Origin of the sequence: Paenibacillus sp. LPE1-1-1.1 (assembly GCF_040676435.1) — a bacterium.
Taxonomy (GTDB): domain Bacteria; phylum Bacillota; class Bacilli; order Paenibacillales; family Paenibacillaceae; genus Pristimantibacillus.
Genome location: NZ_JBEGHY010000034.1, coordinates 804,413 through 822,499, shown reverse-complemented (window position 1 = coordinate 822,499; position 18,087 = coordinate 804,413). Strand labels below are relative to the sequence as shown.

General features: G+C 47.8%; 8 protein-coding genes. 2 read left to right on the top strand and 6 right to left on the bottom strand.

The window, feature by feature from the left end:
- Positions 1 to 72: 72 nt before the first annotated feature.
- The 5 genes from MRBLPE1_RS26675 to MRBLPE1_RS26655 form a co-directional block, all read right to left on the bottom strand.
- A complete protein-coding gene (locus tag MRBLPE1_RS26675; RefSeq protein WP_364151444.1) occupies positions 73 to 1,539 on the bottom strand; it encodes a glycoside hydrolase family 68 protein in 1,467 nt (488 codons plus the stop codon).
- Between the two features lie 169 nt (positions 1,540 to 1,708).
- Entirely contained in the window at positions 1,709 to 2,989 is a 1,281-nt protein-coding gene (locus tag MRBLPE1_RS26670) for an ABC transporter substrate-binding protein (RefSeq protein ID WP_364151441.1), read from the bottom strand.
- Between the two features lie 27 nt (positions 2,990 to 3,016).
- Positions 3,017 to 4,207: a helix-turn-helix domain-containing protein gene (locus MRBLPE1_RS26665; RefSeq protein WP_364151439.1), complete on the bottom strand. Its 1,191-nt coding sequence runs from the start codon at positions 4,205 to 4,207 to the stop codon at positions 3,017 to 3,019.
- Between the two features lie 4 nt (positions 4,208 to 4,211).
- Positions 4,212 to 6,005 (bottom strand): cache domain-containing sensor histidine kinase, encoded by a 1,794-nt coding sequence (locus MRBLPE1_RS26660; protein ID WP_414698922.1) that lies wholly within the window; start codon positions 6,003 to 6,005, stop codon positions 4,212 to 4,214.
- A 166-nt stretch (positions 6,006 to 6,171) separates the two neighbouring features.
- On the bottom strand, positions 6,172 to 12,561 hold the full coding sequence (locus MRBLPE1_RS26655) for a phosphodiester glycosidase family protein (RefSeq protein ID WP_364151435.1): 6,390 nt from the start codon (positions 12,559 to 12,561) through the stop codon (positions 6,172 to 6,174).
- Positions 12,562 to 12,769: 208 nt separating this feature from the next.
- Here MRBLPE1_RS26655 and MRBLPE1_RS26650 point away from each other — a divergent pair, with 208 nt between their 5' ends.
- Both MRBLPE1_RS26650 and MRBLPE1_RS26645 read left to right on the top strand, forming a co-directional pair.
- On the top strand, positions 12,770 to 13,954 hold the full coding sequence (locus tag MRBLPE1_RS26650) for a glycosyltransferase family 4 protein (RefSeq protein ID WP_364151433.1): 1,185 nt from the start codon (positions 12,770 to 12,772) through the stop codon (positions 13,952 to 13,954).
- 51 nt (positions 13,955 to 14,005) lie between these two features.
- The gene (locus MRBLPE1_RS26645; RefSeq protein WP_364151430.1) at positions 14,006 to 14,974 is read left to right on the top strand and encodes a metal-dependent hydrolase; all 969 of its coding nucleotides are present in this window, start codon (positions 14,006 to 14,008) and stop codon (positions 14,972 to 14,974) included.
- Positions 14,975 to 15,785: 811 nt separating this feature from the next.
- On the opposite strand, the gene MRBLPE1_RS26640 is transcribed toward MRBLPE1_RS26645, so the two are convergent.
- Positions 15,786 to 18,062: a hypothetical protein gene (locus MRBLPE1_RS26640; RefSeq protein ID WP_364151428.1), complete on the bottom strand. Its 2,277-nt coding sequence runs from the start codon at positions 18,060 to 18,062 to the stop codon at positions 15,786 to 15,788.
- Between the last annotated feature and the right edge of the window lie 25 nt (positions 18,063 to 18,087).

Genomic DNA, 18,087 nt, shown 5'->3' with positions numbered 1-18,087 from the left:
ATTTCAATAAAAAAAAAAAGAAAATGCCAATTTTAAATTGGCATTTTCTATCTTTGTTAGTTAAGAGACAGGTTATTTGTTAATCGTTAATTGACCTTGTTCAAGGATGCTATTTTTCACAACCGAGGTCTTAGAGCCTTTAATGTTCATCAAGAAGCTTGGGGCAAAAGTAGAATGATGATCTTCAAAGTAACCTCTATTCGTCATGTAGCTTGTGATGACCACATTATTGCCTTCGACTTGCGGAATCGCAAAGTGAGCATAAGACCAAGTAACATCATAAGGATTAAGATCTTGATGAAGGACAAGTCCAGTGTCATTCAACGGCTTGTACGGTCCGTCCAAATCATTCGAAACGTAACCCAGCATGTAAATGTCTTCTTTATCGATGCCATCAATGAACATTTTCGATCCTCTTGAGCTTGTGAACAAATACCATTTGCCATTGAGCTCAAATACGTTAGCGCGTTCAATCTCATCGGTTACGGTATTGGATGCGATCAGCGGCTTCATTTCTTTTTTGAACGTGTAATCATCATTTAATTCAATGATACCGAGTGCGCCATTCGCAACTTCCATATACGATTTGTTCGGGCTTTGCAGCAGCTTGTTTTTCTCCGCTTGGAAGAACGCCGTGTTTCCGCCATAGTATGCTTTATTAAAGAAGGATTCTTCTCCTTGGTAACCCGTTTCCGAGCCGGTGTTCGCTTCAAAAATAAGGTATTTACGGCCATTCTCCTCCACATAGTGAGGATCTCTTAGGGTATGATTATCGTTGTAATCGCCCTTGCTGAAACCAGTGGTATCAACGGTTTGATAAAGCTTGCCTTCGTTGCCGTCATAGATCGATTTGAAATCTTCCACGCCATCGACGTTCAGCGTATCGCCATTTGGCTGAGACACATTGATTTGAGCCGTAGTTAGGGTTTGCTTCCCGTAAAAGCCGCGAGCCGGATCCCAAGGGTGACGGTTCGTATAGAACAAGCGGACTTTGCCATCGGAAGTCATCGTTGCGGAACCCGACCATTCTTCGGCTTGATTGTTTAGAACCGCATCATTCGGTACGAGCTTGTCGCTATCTTTAAATACCCGGCCGGCATTCTTCCAGCTGCTCAGAGATGTATCTCCTGCTTTTTTATAGAACAAATAAATAAACGTGTCCGATCCTCTTTTGGGGTCTCCCGCCAAACCAAACACGATTTGGTAGCCGTTATAGTTTGCCACGGTTCCATCGGCATTTTGCAGCGGCCAAGTATCCCAAACATCCATTTCGATTTTGTTGCCATTCTCATCGTACTTGACAGCGGAAGGAATGTTCTTGATGGTGGAAGCATCGAACGCAGGCACTTTGAATTGTTCATTGTTCTGCTGTTCCGGCAATTTCAACATGTCAGCGCGTGTGATATGGGAAAAACCATAGCTATCATTAAAATCGCTGCTGTTTTTCTCATTGGCGAATGCCTGCGTTCCGCCCCCTGCAAGTAATACGGCTGTAAAGGTTACTGCTGTTGCTTGTTTTATCATTCTTTTGAAATTCATAATCTGACTCCTTCTATGGTTTGTATTTGGTTTTCTCAAAATCAGATGTACATCTCTGATAGTGGTCTACCTCTCTCCCCCCTTGTTCTGTGCTACCCTTATTTTAATCAAGACGCATCGCTGCGGACATGTTGTACATTGATGGATCTACGGGCTTATATTGATCCATCTACGGTTGCTCCGACTGTTCCCATAACTTCTGGAGCTCCTGCAGCAGCTGTTCGCGGCTAAACTGGTTGCCTACATAAGCCTGCATGGTATAGCCAAACTCCTCTCTCACCCGCGGAGGGAACTTGAACCAATTCCAGGACAACGTTTTATTCTCATCGCTGTAGCGAATAATATCGTTCACGAGCGCTCCCGAACGGTCTGTTTCGATAGGTTTAAAAGCGGAAATAAACTGGAATTGCTCCTTCATAAACGTTTTACCTTTGTCCGAAGAAACCATCCAGTTTAAAAATTTCTTTGCTTCCTTCTTTTTCTCCGGCGAAGATGCTTTATTTACGGCCCAGTTGTTGGATACGCCTATCGGCAAGGCATCGTTTCCGGCTTCATCATTAATCGCCATGGGTAAAAAACCGATGTTCATATCCGGCGTGATTTGATCAATCTTGGATTGTACCCAGTTTCCTTGCTTCAGGATCGCCGCTTTCCCTGTGGCAAACAGCTCCACTTCCGTATTATAGTCTGTCGTCAGATAATCTTTATTGCCGTATTGAACCGTCAAATCCAGCATCCGAATAAGGTCTTCGAACTTTTGGTTGCCTACGAAGGTTTCCGTCCCTTCGTTTAAGCCTTGTATAAAAGCGTCCGGGTCCTCCTGCTGGGCGAAAGCAATATTGAGCAGCAGGACGAAAAACCAGCTATCCGAATAGCCGACTGCAAATGGGGTAGTTCCTGCGGCATGCAGCTTCTCTGCCGCTGTCTTTAATCCGGTAAACGTTTTTGGCGGCGTATCGATTCCAGCCTTAGCGAATAAATCCTTATTATAAATAAAGCCATAACCTTCAAAATTGATAGGCATCCCGTATACTTTCCCATCCAGCTTCATTGGCTCAAGCGCCGCATCATAGACATCCTTCACCCAAGGTTGATCAGACAGATCCTCGAGGTACCTTTTCCACATGACCGCTTCTTCATAGCCGCCGTTTGGGAAAATATCTGGGCCTTTGTTTGCCGCAAATCTCGCTTTCAATTCGACCAGGTAATTTGCGCCGCCGCCAAAGGTCAGCACATTCAGTTTGACGTTCGGGTTTTCTTTCTCATATTCCCTTGCCATTTGCTCGAACTGCGTGGAGATTTCTACCTTCGGATTCAGCACCTCCAACGTGATGGTCTGATCCTCAGGCTCAGTATCCTTTTCCAGGGGCAACGGATTATTCTCTCCGCAAGCAGCAAGCGATAAAGTCAGCAGCACCGCTAACATCCATTGGAAAACCTTGATTTTCATGATCTCCCCCCTTTTCTCTGAACAACCTTAATGAAGCTGCTCCGCATTCGTTATTCGCTGATTGTCTCCATCATTCCGATATTCAAGCGGCGTCATGCCGACGTTTTTCTTAAACAGCCTCGAGAAGTAGTTCTCATCCTGGTACCCAAGCTTTAGCGCAATCGAATACATCTTCTCATCCGTTTCGCTTAACCACTGTTTGGCCTGATTAATTCGCAATTGCATGACGTAGCTGGACAGAGTCATCCCCATTTCTTGCTTAAAGCGTCTTGAGATATGCTCACGGCTTAAGAAAAATCGGGAAGACAGCTTGTCCAAGCTCAGCTCTTCCATATAATGCTCCTCTACAAACGCGACAATGTCATGCATGCGCCTCGCATCATCCAAATCCGCCAAACGATGGATCGCTCTGAACTTTTGTTCGGCCATTGCCTTCTGTGCAGCTTGAAAAGCTTGAGGAAGCTCTTCCAACGATTCGATTGGCGTACCGCTAACCAGACGAACGGGAATATCAAAATGCTGGGTCATCCAATCCTCTACCTTGAAGAGCTGGCCGTGAACAGACAGAATCACGCCGACATTAGGGTCGTTCTGCAAGGCATAGACATTTCCCCACTCCCGGGCAACCAGTTCATTGGACAAAAGCTGAAGATAGGGACCCGCGTGGTGGGTTTGGTAAAAATACATCATCGTAACCTCGTACGCATCCGCTTGCGGCAGAGATAAGGCAATTTCTTCGGATTCAAAAAGCTCACCTTTGCATGCAGAGGTAATCTCTCGGTTTAACCGAAACTGCTTGACCTCTTCATAGAAACCCGATTCCGAATGACGGCGTTCTTCCTCGCCTTTTTCCCAGGCTTGTATCGCTCCCGCCAAGGTTTCATTCAGTGCATCTTCTTCGATCGGCTTCATCAAATAATCAAAGCAGCCGTGCTTGAACGCTTTGCGCATGAACATATAGTCGTCAAACCCAGAAATCATAATGACTTTTCCCGGGTAGGCGATCGCATCCAACCATTCGATCAGCTCAATCCCGCTATTTTTGGGCATTTTCACGTCTGTCATGATGATTTCCGGACATTCCCGTTCAATCAGCGCTTTAGCTTCTACACCGTTTTTGGCTTCCAAAATATCGGTAATCCCGTGTTTTTCCCACTGACCCAAAAAACGAATCATTTTTCGAACATTGGACTCATCATCCACAATAAGAGCTTTCATCACGTCAGTCCTCCTTAAAGTAGAGTGGGATCACCAGCCTCACCGAGAAACCTTGTCCCTGCAGCGTATCCAGTTCTATTCCGGCTGTGCGATCATAATGAAGAACCAAGCGATCATGTATGTTCTTCAGCCCGATATGCTCTAGTGAATAGCTTCCTTCGTTCACCGGCGCATAAATTTGGTTTTTTAATGCCGTCAACTCATCATCCGTCATGCTGGTTCCGTTATTTTCGACGACTAGATTCATATCATCACCTCGTATTTCACCGAAAATTCGCAAGAAGGCTTGCTCGCAGCCCTCGTCATAACAGTGTTTAAAAAAGTTTTCAACGAGCGGCTGCAAAATCATACTCGGAACCGGAACCGCAAGAATGGCCTTCGGCAAATCGATGGAATAACTGAAATCGGTTTGAAAACGTTCCTCTTGCAGGTTCAAATACGCTTTGACATAATCCGCTTCACTCCGAACCGTCGCCTGTTGATCCACGCGAATGGAGTACCGCATCATTTTGGATAAGGAGGTAATCAGTTTATATACTTTTGGAGATTCTGAGAATAGGGCCACCGCCGCAATCGATTGCAGGGAGTTGAATAGAAAATGCGGATTGATCTGGGACTTTAGCGCCCTGTGCTGGTTCTTCCTGTTCTCGATCTCCAGCTTGTACTCCCGGTCGATGTGACGGTTGATCCGGTTCATCATTTCCTTGATATGCCTCTCCAGGCTGCCGATTTCGTCCTCCCTCTGATCGTCAAACGGGGCATGCATATTCCCGCCTTCAATGCTCAGCACTTTTCGGCTTAGCAGCTTGATGGGGCGCGTAATTTTGTATGAAATAATAGCGATCATTAACAAACCAAGGACGACGACAATGACACCAACGATGATGTTCGTGTAGGCGGTTTTTCTTACATTTTCAAATAAAGACTGGCTTGAGGTGATCTTCACAAAATGCCAATCCTTTATCGGTTCATCCAGCGTTCTGGAAAAGACAATATCACCGTCTGAAGAATGTGCGCCTTCGGCTTCCGCCGACGAATCGATTCTCTTTTGTAATTCGGCCGGAACGGCCTTGCCGATCAGCGCTTCCTCGCTTGCATAGATGACTTGCCCATTCGCATCGGAAAGCCATACGGTTTCTGTATTTTTTTGCAGAAAAGGATTCGCTAAACGAGTGATTTTGCTCAAATCAATGTCGATCGTAATGACACCAAGAAATTCATTCGACAGTGTATCCATGATTTTGTGATGAATCGTCAATACAACCGTTTTATCCGATTGGGGCAAGCTCGATGTATTGTTATAATTCTCGATCCGATGAGGCGGTTCGATCAGATAGTTCTGGTCCGCGTTTACGAGCTTCTGCATCGAAGCTTGCTTCATAAAATCCGGCTTACGCTTCCGGGAGCTTAACAACGTATTGTATACGGTAAACGAGCTGTTGCCTTCGTCGATATAGAACCGGACCTGCCGAATCTCGCTCCGCATCAGATAAAAGGTGGTCGTGCCTTTATAAATTTCAAGCTGGTTGAAATAGTGGGACCGGTCAAAGCCCTGTTCAAAAACCCGGAACAAGTCCGGATTTCGGTATAAGATATACGGAAGATTAACGATGTCATCCAAATATTGCTCCAGTTCTTCCGACGCCTGCTGCATTTGTTCGCTGCTGTTCTCAAGCTCATGCCGTTCCACATTCTCTTTCGTCTGCCAATAGATCAACAGCACGGATAGAAAATACGGAAGGATGATAAAAAGAAGCAGCATGATTAATAAGCGGGTTTGAATGCTTTTCACAAACATGCTCCTTTGCTTCATGATAGCTTAGCTATCATTATAACTTTCTCTTATGGTGAATGGTTTCGCCAATAGCTGGTAAACACTATTCGCAATAGCCATACAAAATGAAGGGGCTGTCCCCTAAGTAGATGATTCTACTTAAAAGGCAGCCCCTAAATGTACATAAACGTTATTCGTTTATACGGTTAAGCAAATTCAAAATCATCTGTGCGCTTTCCGCTCTCGAGCCCTTAGCGACTGGAGCAAATAGCTCATTCGTGCGACCATTCATGAGTCCAAGCTCAGCTGCCGCAGCAATTGCCGTTCTTGCCCATTCCGGAGCAGCGGACGTGTCCGTAAATTGCCCATTGCTTACCGCCGACTCCGAATGCTGCTTTACCGCGTAGTCATAGGCTCTCACGATCATGGCCGCCATTTCCTGACGGGTAATCGAAGCGTTAGGCGCAAAGGCATTTGCACTTACTCCGTTTACGATTCCCGCCTGCTGTGCAAGAGCGACTTCATTTGCATACCACTTCGCAGCGGGCACATCCGTAAACATCGGTGAGGCTTGACCCGTAATCCCAAGCGCTCGTACAAGCATAGCTGCAAACTCTGCGCGTGTGATGGCTTGGCTTGGATTAAATTGCTCCGCGGATACGCCTTGAACCAGTTGCTTGGCCGCCAGCTCTTTCACGGCTTTGGCTGCCCAATGGCTTTGCGGCAGGTCGATGAACGACTTATCGTATTCCAATACCGCATACTTGCTAAAATGATGGATGGCAGCCGTCAGCCTTCCATTTACCAGCTTGCCTCCAATATATTGCAGCTTCCCATCATCAGCAATATAGTAAATGCCGAGCAAGCTTGCATCCGCTTGCGGATCTACCGCAAAGGAGATGGAGAGCGGCTGCTCAAACTTACTTAACGTAACTGTTTCGCCCGCTTCCGTCGTCATCGTCAAGCTGAAATCGAGAAGCTCGGCACCAGCCAATTGCAATTGTGCGCCAGCTTGGCTGCCCGCATTGGCGAGTAGAGCGTCTGCTTCACTCTTCGATGCTGCTTTGGCCGTCAACGAGATCGTGCTTTTGCTTACTTGATCTGCTGGAAGCAGCTTCATTAAATCTTCCAGCACCTGCGCCGGGATGCTGATCGCGAGGTTCAAAGCATCCACTTTAAACGGAGCGCCAGCGAGCAACTGAGCCGCATTACCTGGTAACACCAGCTCATTAAGCTGGCCGTTTGTTTCAATAACAACCTCGCCGTTCGCATTTTTATCCGTTAGCTGTTTATCAGTTATGTTGACCATGCCGGGCACCTCAGGTGACGGTGTCACGGTTGGTGTCGGCACCGGCGTAGGCACTGGCGTCGGTGTCGGTGTCGGTGTCGGCGTTGCCGGCAGCGTCACGTTAATGACGAACTCCGTCATTTTTCCGCCATAGCTTGCCGTTATCGTCGCGGTGCCCGCTTGTAATGCCTTAACGGTGCTGCCATCTACAATCTCCATCGTATTAAGGCTGCTGCTCGTAAGTTCAGCTTCCCCGGTTACCTCTTTTGAGCTGCCGTCGCTATATACCGCGGTTAGCTTTGCTGCAGCCGACTGACCTGGATTCATTTGCGCAGTCAGACCGCTTAGCTCCAGCTTGCTTAACGTGATTTCCGGCTCATTGGCCGTAACCGTCACTTCGTATTTTGCGCTGAAGCCTTTGTAAGCCACGGCTATTTCCGCCGTACCTTCCTTCTTCGCGCTAACCAGACCCGCTTCGTTAATGGCTGCGACTTCCTCATTCGAACTGGCAAAAGCAAGACCGGTCACAATCACCTCTTTCCTGCCTGAGCCATACACGGCTTCCGCTACCGTCTGGTCCGCCGCGCCGACCTGAAGCGTCGTTTTCCCTTGCAGCGTTACGCCCTGCAGCGCATCCGTTACTGTAATGACACTCTCTGCAAAAATAGCCGGGTAACCGTTAACCGACGCTCTTACCGTTGCTTGTCCCGGCGTCACTGCCGTTACTACGCCTTCTGCATTTACCGTAACCGCGCCTTCAGGCGCCGATTGAACGACGGACCAAACCAGCTCTTTCGCTGTCGCGTGATCCGGCAGCACTGCAGCGTTCAGCGTAATCGACTCGCCCGCTTCTAGCTCTGTGGATGTTTGATCCAGCGTAACCGTCTCCGGCTCCACCTTCGCGATCGCAAACCGGTCAATCTCCCGGCCGTCCACCGTTCTGCCTACGACAACAATCTCTTCTTTGGTGATCTCAACTGCGGTAAAAATTTGAGCATCCTCGTCAAAAATCTTCTCCTGCCAATAATGCTCTGTTAGTGCATAAAACTTCGGACCCGACGAGCCGCCGATCACATATCTCGTGCCTTGTCCTTCGGCAGCTTTTTCTCCGCCCTTCATCGGGTACGAGCGCATATAAATATGGTCGTGTCCGTTCATGACGAGATCTACGCCATGCTTATCGATGACTGGCACCCAAGTCGACTGAACCTTTTCATTTGCATAAATACTGCCATAAGGTCCTTGGTGAAAGAAGATGACCTTCCACATTTTATCCGATTTGGCTAGATCCGCGTCCAGCCACTGCGCCTGCTCATCGAAGATTTGGCTGGACATTTCCGTGTTCAGCACGACAAAATGCGTATCCTTCACGTCAAAGGAATAGTTCGAGCCTTTGACACTTGCCGCGCCATTTTGCGGATTATGGAACTGAGCCAGGTAATCGCCTGCCCCATTCGTTCCCATCACTTCATGGTTCCCGATGATCGGAACAAGCGTCGTATTCATCAGCTTCTCCTGCGCGGCTTCAAACCACCAGTCCCATTGCTCCTGCTCATAGCCTTTATCGACGATGTCCCCCGCATGTACGAGCATTTCCGCATCCGGCATATAGGCCGAAGCTTTCTCAAGCGTATTGCCCCAAAGCGCGAAGCCCGCCTTCGAGTCCGCCTGCGAATCGCCAATGAACAGGAACTTCATCGTATCGCCTGCCGCTGCGCTTGTTCGGAAGGTTCCTTGGCTGCTTACATTGGTCTTGCCATCGCCAACACGGTACACATAAACCGTATCCGGCGTCAGCTGAGCGGCTTCCGCTTTATGAACACGCATCGTTCCGTCATTGTTCGTGTTATAAATCGAGCTTGTACCTGTGATTTCAGTAACATTATTATCCTCAAAGCTTGTGAATTCCGACTGCTTCACCAGCTCAACAACCGTATCCGCCGTCAGCGGGTCCGTCTGCCAAGTAAATTGGCGCGAGGTGCTTGGATCAGCTCCCATCGTCACATTCATGTTGCGCGGCGCGGCGGTTCCCGCATACGGCGCAACCTTGAACGTCATGACCGGGCTGTACGCGCTGCCTTTTACCGCCTGCACGGTATACGTACCTGCCGCTTGAGTCGCTGCTGTCGTCGTCAGCATACCATCAGCGCTTGAGCTCGCATCGGCCACCTCGACTTGATTGATCAGCAGCTTCGCGCCTTCGACAGCCGCTTCACCCTGCAGCTCTGCTACTTTGAAGGATGCGGCATAGCCCATTCCGATCGCAAAATGATCCCAGCTCAGCTTCAGCTGTGTCTTAACCGTCGCTTGCGCCGCAGCGCCGACGAAGCTGATCGGAGTGCCCGAGCCTTCCGTCGAAACGACTGCGCCTGACGTATTTTCAATGACTAGCAGCTTCGTCACTTCAACTGCCGCCTGCTCGAGCGTCAGCGGCCCGATATAATCATTTCGAACCGTATATTGAATTTGCCCGATAAGATCGGTATCACTAAGATTAGCTTCATTAATATTCAACAGATTTAAACGTACAAGGCCTTGCGCCGCATCGATCACCGGCTCCAGCTGACCCTCCTGCACCTTGCTGCCGCGGGTGACTTGGAGATTTTTAACCGCTGCGGGATCAAACTTGAAGGCAATATGGCCTTCCTTCAGCTTGCTAGCTTTCTCCGCATGAATATTTAACGTATACGTATGGCCTGCGTACACCTCGCTAGGCGTATCGTATACATAATATGGCGATCCCAGATTGACCATAAAATACCATTCTTTAATCGTTTGATTGCCCGCCATGTCGCGGATGGCCATCTTCACCTTGTGACGCCCTTCCGCAAGCGGAATGGTCGGTTTATACGTAATGAGGCCTGCCGGCGGATGGAAGCCGTGTCCTACGAGCTGGTCATCCACATAGACGCGTGTTTTGGCAGGATCAATTAAAGTCGTGCCGGGATGCTGTACCGGATCATAGCCTGCATCCTCGCCGTGAACCGAAATCGTTGGCGTAGCTGTTTTGATAACGGCATTCTCTAACGGGTAAATATCTTTGAACACCGGAGGCGCCGTATCCTCCTCGAGCGGTCCGTAGAGGGCACGTATATCATCGATATAGAGTGCGCCGTCCGTCTTCTTGACGTTGCTCGTCTCCATGTAACGGACAGGCATGTCCATCGTGAGCGGCGTTGCTTTCCCTTTCGGCACGGCCACCTCTACGTATTTCCACCCCGTCCAATTCACGCCGCTGATATTATCCGTAAAATCTACCGGAATGGCCGCGTTGTTGCCGTCCCGCAGCTGGGCGCGCAGCCAGTGCTTCTTCCCGTCCCCATAAACCCACATGCTGAGCTTCTCCGGATAACCGGGAATTTGAATACGGTTTTGCACAGAGGAGGCTGCCAAGTAAGCGCCCGAGGTTCCCGTTTTGCCGATAAAATCATACTCCAGCTTCAACGCCTTATTCCCGCTCCGCACAAAGTCCTGATCCGTCACTTCGACGATTCTCGAGTAGTTGGCGGCAGCGCTGGATGCGATATATTTGCCTAATCCGGACTCAAAATCCTCCAACATCACAGGCGGCAGACCGACATTCACCTCGAACGAGGTTTCCACATCGCCGTATTTCGCAAAGATTTTGCCATGCTGCCCGTTCTCCGTTGTCGCTTGGAACACACCATTCTCATCCACCGTTCCGATATTGCCTTCCACGCGCCATTCAAAATTGCGATTATTCGCCTGCACCGTTTGACCATTCCGCAAAGCCTTCACGGACAAGGTCGCCGTCGCTCCTGAAGTGTAGGTTTTAATAACATCCGGGAATTGAAGCGCCGTAAGCTGATCGACAACCTCAATTTCTCCCTTTCCTTGCACAGCACCAGTCGTCGCCGTAACGAAGCCTGTTGCAGCAGCCATACCTGCCGTAAATACGCCGCTTGCATCCACCGTTCCGAGCGCTGGATCTACCTGCCATGCGAGCGTATCCGAGTAAGCCGCCGGGTGTCCATTAGCATCGATTCCTGATGCTTTAAAAGTGTACGATGCGCCTTTCAAAATACGCTCCGCGTTCGGCTGAACCGCTAGCTTTGAAGCGGCGGTAAGCTCCGGGGCCGTGTTTACGAGCAATAAGCCATTGCCTGTCTTCCGCTCGCCGCCATCGGAGCCTTGGTTCAGCATCTGAACCTTGTTCGTTCCCGGCAGCTTCGCGACGAACGTAGACGATCCGCCGCCGTCGAGATTCATGCCGTTAACGACGCCCATGTCCTTTAACATTTTCGCAAGCTCATCGGTTTCAACGCCTTCGCTAAAGCCCGGCGCTCTGCCGTCGATCTCGAAGAGGACAATGCTTCCATCGGCCTTCGTCCCGATCGCGGTACGCGGATGCACACCCTCCGGTCCAACATTCAGCTGCGGAATGCCGTCCTTCACGAGAGGGCCTTGGCCTCCGATAGCTACCGTTACCTCACCCCACTCCCCATCAAGAGCAAAGCTGGCCGTCAGCTCATCGCCAACCTGAAGGCCTGCCACGACTGCACGTGAAGTGCCGGAGGCGGATAAAACAACCTGGCCTTGAGCAAGCGCCGTATCTCCCTGATCCTTGCGGAGCTCGGCAACCTTCAGCTTCATTGTCTGCCCGCTTTTCACGTCTCCTTCAATGATATCCAGCACGACTTCATCGCCCAGGTTCGTCGACTTCGTCGAGATATTGTAATCCGCTGTGTAGAGAACCAGATGGTTCGTATCCCGGTAACGGTTAATGCTCGTCAGATTGGTGGTCACCCCGCCGATCGTGACCGTCTTCGTCAGCTTTGGCGCGCCATAAATCGAAGAGCCATCCGCTTTCAGGCCAAAAGCATACGAGGAAATGGCGCTGTTCAGAATACGCCCCTCATCCATAAACAAGCCATTCGGCACGCCCGTTGCGAAGCCGCTGATTTCATAGAAATCGCCATTAATTCCAGCAATGACACGGCTGCCCGGCGCATCCGCATGAGCCGCCATTTCGGTTACGCCCTTCATGCCGTACACTTTCCCGTCCTTGGTGCCCGCACGCAGCTCCAGATTCGGATTTTTCGGATCAAAGGCTACCGCATGTATCTTCTGCAAGCCTCGCTCATTCTCCATATCCATCCACGTATACACCGCACCCGGTGCGAGCTCCGTCTGGCGAATGTCGATGACCTTGCCGTATTCCGTAGCTGGAAGCTCAGTAATAGCGGCATTAACGATGAATGCCGGCTGGAGTAACGAGATTAATAGAGCAAAGATGATGAATGCATGCGTTTTTCGTAGATACCTATTCACAATTCAATTCCTCCTAGTGAAATTTCGCTGCCCTGTTACGTGACAACATACTAGAAGTAAGCTTAATAATAGAGTATGAGGGGGGTGTTAGTGGGGGGTTAAGAGATTGTGAAGGGCCGTAACTTCACGATTTCTTTACGTAAATGTGCAACAGAGATAATATTCATGCACTACTGTGAGGATATCATCCCGGAAGAGGAGTGATTCAATGCGAATTGCCGTGTTTTCAGACACTTATGTCCCGCAGATCAATGGCGTTGCTCTTACTTTGAAGCGATGGACCGATTATTTGTCCGACCATGGTGTTGAATGCATGCTGTTTGTGCCTACCGAACCGGATCCATCCTATGAAGAAGAGGTGTGCAGACTCGCCAGTATTCCTCTCCTGCTCTATCCGGAACATCGGTTTGCTATTCCAAATTTGCTGCGTATTCGCCAGCAGCTTTCCCGGTTCAAGCCTGATCTTGTCCATATCGCCACCCCCTTCAATGTCGGACTCGCCGGTCTGACTGCCGCTCAGAAACTGCACATTCCTGTAGTCGCCTCTTACCATACCCACTTCGACCATTATCTGGACTCCTATCGCTTTCCGTTCGCCCGGGCGTGTTATTGGCCGTATATCAAATGGTTCCACCGTTCCTGCAGCGCTATATTCGCGCCTTCGCTGGAGACGATCAACCGACTGGAAGACAAAGGGCTGCGCAATCTTGCTTTGTGGACCCGGGGGGTTGACTGCGATCTGTTCACGCCCGAGAAACGATCGGGCCGTATTCGCGAGCTTTACGGGATTAAGGAGCGGTATTTGCTCCTGTTTGTCGGCCGTCTGGCGCCGGAGAAGGATTTGGATATCCTGCTTCAACTGATGCATCGGCTGCCTGAAGAGATACGCGGGCAGGTCCACTGGCTCATTGTCGGCGACGGCCCCATGATGGAGCAGGCCAAGCAGGAAGCTCCTCCGAATGCAACGTTCGCCGGCTATCAAAGCGGAGATGCGTTAGCGGAATTTTACGCCTCCTCGGATCTGTTCGTGTTCCCTTCTTCGACCGAAACATTCGGTAACGTCGTGTTGGAGGCAGCGGCGTCCGGGCTTCCCTCTATTGTCGCCGATAGCGGAGGCGTGACCGAGATTGTTCAGCACGGGAAGACAGGGATGCATGTACAGGCGAGAAATACGGAGAGCTTTGTCACGGCCTTGACCGATTGGATGGACCATCCGGACAAATGGCAGGAGTTCGGGGTAAAGGCCAGAGCTTACGCGCTCACGCGCACATGGGACCTCGCGATGGAGTCGATTTACACACGCTGCCTGCAGATCGCAGAAACGGAGCATAATCAGCTGGCTGCCGCAAGACAGACGATCACAAACATGCTTGAAGAAGGCGAGACTGCTTGAAGATCGAACGGGGTATGTTCACATCTGAGCTTCATTAGGAGGTACAGGGATATGGATACCGGAACACATCTTCTTACTGGCGTCACCTTGGGCGGACTGGCGATTTCGCTTGCCGATCCCGCACTCTTCAGTCATCCGACCGTCGTTTACGGATTATGCGCGGCAACTATCCTTGGGTCGAACGCCCCTGATTTCGATGCCGTCATTCGTATTCGCGGATACAAGTCGTACTTGCGGCATCATCGGGGCTTCAGTCATTCGCTGCTTATGCTTGCGGGGTGGCCCGTTGTCCTCGCCCCTTTGATTGCCCTTGCATTTCATGCCTGGGCCTATCTGATCCCGATCTTTCTATGGACGATGGCTGGGGTCGTGTTTCACGTCTTCCTCGATTTCTTTAATGCATACGGCGTGCAATGCTTTAGACCGGTTTCACGAAAATGGTTCCACGCCAACACCATCCCGATCTTCGATCCGATCCTGTTCGTTCTTCATGCTGCGGGGCTGCTGTTATGGCTGTTCGGCGTCTTCGGGGCAACGGCTATTTTCCCGTTCATCTATGCCTTAACCTTTCTCTTTATCGGATGCCGCATCCTGATCGGCCGTATCATGCTGCATCATGTCCGCAGGCGATACGGAACTGCCGGTTATTCCTTCCTGATTCCGCGCGGACTCCCCCACAAGTGGAAATACGTCCATGAAACCGGGCAGGCCTATATCACCGGCTCAATTCGCGGATGGATGTTCGAGGAAGAAGCCATTTTCGAAAAAGGGGAACAGAACGATGTGATTCAGGCGGCGATGGGCAATGACGGAGTGCGCACGTTTCTCCATTTCACGCATCATGTTCATATTTCCTGCCAGAAGCTTCAGAACGGCTATCGGGTCGAGCTGCGCGACATCCGTTTTCGACATGGCCATAATCTCCCCTTCGGCATGGATGTCACGTTAGACGAACGGCTGCAGGTGACGGGGGACACGATCGGGTGGAGGAAAAAGATTTGGGAGCCTCCTTTTGCTTGATGATTGGGGAGGGTGGGGAAGAGGTATTTAAGAGAGGGCATTCGAAAGCGGATGCCCCTAACCTTAAAGCAGAAGGGAGTCTGAGAATCTTAACGGATTCTCAGACTCCCTTCTGCTTTTTCTTTACTGCTTACCATCGAGCATGACCTTCCAGTCTACGATACTACCGTACTAGTGTTTTCCATTTGTCCACACTTCGTTAAAGACTGATTGAATGCCACGTATTCTAGGTAAGTGAGCAGATTAGTAACTCCACAGTTATTTGGATTTGGATTACGGTTGCCTCCCGTAGGGTTCAACTTATCAAACTCTTACTTCAAGAAACCATATTAGAATGGAACCGAAGGCATAGATTAAGTACTTTTTATGCTAAATGTGATTTGTTCCTGTAACGGTTAATGCTCATCAGATTGGTTGTCCCCCCGCCAAATGTGACCATCTTCGTCAGCGTTGGAGCGCTATAAATCGAAGAATCATCAACTTTCAAGCCAAAAGCATAGGAGGAAATGGCGTTTTTCAGAATGCGCCCCTCATCCATAAACTAATGACTCTAGGAATTGATGGACCGCCTTCTCCAGCCTTAATTAATGGCTCTTCCATTCCGAGTAAGACAAATCCGGGCTGTATAACATGTTCTCCACATCGATCGTAAAAGCCACTCCCCGACTCCAAATTGTCCTTTTTAAAATTAAGAAGCTGATCATAAGATCAGCTTCTTAGGGCAAAACTTCAAGACAACTAACGTATGCATGTTAATTTTAGTAAACAATGCGGGGGGGTATTGTACTATTTGAACTTCTCACAAATACCATTATATATCCTCAACTGGATGGACAATTTCCGCCGTGGCAGCGGATTCTTGATGAAGTCTTTCCAAAGAGATATGAAGCCTCAGAAGATTTTTCTCGATAATATATTCGAATATTTTATCTTTTCGAGACAACGTTACAACTTGTCCGTAGCCATCTATCTCATTTGTTTTATATTCAATTCGCTCAATATATGATGTAAGCTTCCTTTCTTCTAGTAATGACTTTTTCACTTTGAGTGTAATGCTCCCAGATAAATCAGTAACAAAATCGACAACACTAATGGAAATATCATCGCCATCTAAAATATACCTAGAAACTTTTCCGACCTTTAGATCTACTTTACATGGATTCTCACTCACTAATTTAACATAAATTTTGTTTGATGCGAGAAACCCTAGCCCCGTTTTGTTTAATTTGAGAGACAATATTTTTTTCCCTGAAGTAAAATGTAAATGAGCAAGTTCTGGCTTAGTCAGTACAGGCTGCAATGCTTCAATAAAAGGTGCATCATCCTCATAAATACTTCCTAAGATACGAGAAAAATCATCTAAAGAAATACCAACGTCCACAATATCATTCAGTCGTCTTTTTATGTAGAAACTACATTGATATTCCGCACCATGCGCATTTATTGTGCCTTCAGTTTCTTTATAGTCATCCATAAAATTAACGTTAACTGGTAAACCAATTCTTCCCCACCATGACTGTGCTGATTGGAATACGTAAAGAGAATATTGCTGGTCCAGTCGCCTTAGTCTCTTAATCGGAAACTCATATTTGTGTGCTTGAGATGTACTCTCGTTTGTAAATGGCATATATGTTTCATCGATTTGATGCATCGGTCTAGTATTATTTCTTATTAACTTTTCTGCCGTCTCTTGAGTAAACTCACTCATCATTAACTTGTACCCTTCACTCCATAGTACATTATCTGGACAACTAAATGGTGGTGTACCAGCCACCCAATTCAGAACAGCCTTACCGTCTGAATTTAAAGAAGTTAAATCTAAAAATGAAATTGGTATACTAACTGTTTCATCAAGATCAAATGTTATTTTCTCACCCTTCCAATCGTCCAAAGTTATAGCGGACTTTCTTCCCAATTTATCTTTATCTTCAAGTGCAAGCATTGCTACCCGACCAGTTCTTTTTCCGTTATTGCGAACTGCTAAAGTACAAGTTTGAGTCAATAATATTGCTCTTCTTTTTTCATTGTTGTAGTCTATCTCGTAAATATCACCAAAATCTACTGGGAGATATCTCTCGTTTACCTCCTCCCACATTTCTGATAGTAATATTTCACGTAGTACAATATCTTCATGCGTTTCATAATAAGACTCTGTCCACTCATTTATTTCTCGCAGTATACGATCAACTTTATTTCCCGTTTCTTTATGTTGCTCTACCTTCTTAGCTATGTGCCTTGATATCCATTGGATTAGAAAAGTAGGAGCGGAGATTCCCTCTTCTACTACTTTTTCTTTTATCATATCTTGAATAGAGCGTGCGTTTAACAAGTGAAATTTCCCCATGACAGCCTGACTACTTTTATTAAGAATTTCCTCCATGCAATTAAGTAATTCAAAGAATTTTCTACTACCGTACAAGTTTTGAAACACCTTGTATAGTTCACCATAAGTGTCACTTTCTGTTACCATTTTCCCTTTGGAGATGTAGTCATATACAGTATTTTTATAATTTTCAGTTTGCGTACCACGAAGTGCTCTGAAATATTCTGTGCGGCGCTTATAATCAAACATGTCATAACGTTCTGTCTCAATGGAAAAATAATTATTATTACTTATGAAAACAATACATCTTGGGTTTAAGTCAGTTGTCGATTTTTCAGCTAAGATATGTGCAAATTGCTCTGAACTAGTTTGACTGCCCTCGATTTTATAATCGAGAAATAGCAAGGTATTGCTATCTATTATAAGACCAGGTTGAACACACTCAAACAAAAAAATACTTTCCTTTTCAAAGATTTGAGATAAAATTACTAGTAGTTCACTAATTTCCGATTTAATAACGCCTGGAAAATGTTCACTAATTTTTTTAACTAAAAGTGGTGGGAACTGTTCATTTTCTTTCAAGTCATCTATTAAATAGCCCAAAGTCTCGACAAACAATCTGATATTAAAGTCTGGCGTATCAAACTGACCATTAAGAATATCAATGATAGTTTGTTGATCGATGTTTAGTTTATCATCAATAACAACAACTCGGTTTATTCCCATTAGTTCCATTGTTTGCTTTAGTTGTTCAACTTCCATCAAAACCAATCGTCCCCTCTTTACTTGT